Annotated in this window: 2 protein-coding genes; both read left to right on the top strand. The window is 64.8% G+C overall.

The window, feature by feature from the left end:
• A partial coding sequence (locus ASD02_RS31935; protein WP_156408509.1) for a sugar phosphate isomerase/epimerase occupies window positions 1–625 on the top strand: 625 nt, incomplete at its 5' end.
• A gap of 450 nt (window positions 626–1075) precedes the next feature.
• The coding region (locus ASD02_RS31930) for a Gfo/Idh/MocA family oxidoreductase (RefSeq protein WP_162255932.1) at window positions 1076–1533 on the top strand (458 nt) is incomplete at its 3' end.

Genomic DNA, 1533 nt, shown 5'->3' with positions numbered 1-1533 from the left:
CTGGCCGTTCGTCTATCCCTGGCCGCAGCGCCCGGCCGGCCTGGTCGAGACCGCCTTCGACGAACTGGCGCGGCGCTGGAAACCGATCCTCGATCATGCCGAGGATTGCGGCGTCGACATCTGCTACGAGATCCATCCGGGCGAGGACCTGCACGACGGCATCACCTTCGAGATGTTTTTAGAGCGTACCGGCAACCATGCCCGCGCCAACATGCTCTACGACCCCTCGCACTATGTGCTGCAATGCCTCGACTATCTCGACAACATCGACATCTACAAGGATCGCATCCGGATGTTCCACGTCAAGGATGCCGAGTTCAACCCGACCGGCAGGCAGGGCGTCTATGGCGGCTACCAGGGCTGGGTCAACCGGGCCGGGCGCTTCCGTTCGCTCGGCGACGGCCAGGTCGATTTCGGCGCGGTGTTTTCCAAGATGGCGGCCAATGATTTTTCCGGCTGGGCGGTGGTGGAATGGGAGTGCTGTCTGAAGCATCCCGAAGACGGCGCGCGCGAAGGCGCCGAGTTCGTCAGGCACCACATCATCCGGGTTACCGAAAAGGCCTTCGACGATTTTGCCGACGGCGGCACCGACGAGGCCGCCAACCGGCGCCTGCTGGGGATCTGAGGCGAAGCACAGCTTCGGCGGCAGCCCGCCGCAGCCGCAGTGCGCGCCCCGGCCGCAGCCCCTCACCCTAACCCTCTCCCCGCAAGCGGGGAGAGGGGACGTGCCACACGGTGCTGCAGAGCGAGAGGAAACGCCGTCGCGATCGCCCTTCTGCCAGCTGCTGGAGGAGGGGATGTGAGCTGACGCTGGCGCTGCTGCCTTGGCTGGCGGTGCGAGCGGGTGCCGCATATTCCTTCTCCCCGCCTGGCGGGGAGAAGGTGCCGGCAGGCGGATGAGGGGCAGCCGCACGACGATGACAACGAGACGATAGAGCAGGTTCAGAACAGGGAGACAAAACGATGGCAATCGCCACCCTTGTGCATCCAAGNAGATGATGGACTTGTCGCGCGACCCGGAGAAGCAGCAATCGAGGGAACGAGCGAGAAGCGCGAGCGGCGGATCCGGCTCGGCATGGTCGGCGGCGGCTCTGGCGCCTTCATCGGCGCGGTGCACCGCATCGCCGCCCGGCTCGACGATCACTACGAGCTGGTGGCCGGCGCGCTGTCGTCGACGCCGGACAAGGCCGAAAGCTCCGGCCGCGAGCTCGGGCTTGATCCGTTAAGGGTCTATTCCGACTTCAAGCAAATGGCGATCCGCGAGGCCAAGCTGAAGGACGGCATCGAGGCGGTGGCGATCGTCACCCCCAACCATGTGCACTATGCCGCCGCCAAGGAGTTTTTGAAGCGCGGCATCCATGTGATCTGCGACAAGCCGCTGACCTCGACGCTTTCGGATGCGAAGAAACTGAAGAAGGCGGCCGACGACAGCGATGCGCTGTTCGTGCTCACCCACAACTACACCGGCTATCCGATGGTGCGCCAGGCGCGCGCGATGGTCGAAAATGGCGACATCGGCGCTATCAGGCTGGT

This window comes from Ensifer sp. Root1252, from assembly GCF_001425885.1.
In the GTDB taxonomy this organism is placed as follows: domain Bacteria; phylum Pseudomonadota; class Alphaproteobacteria; order Rhizobiales; family Rhizobiaceae; genus Ensifer; species Ensifer canadensis.
This window is presented reverse-complemented; position numbering and strand designations above follow the sequence as displayed.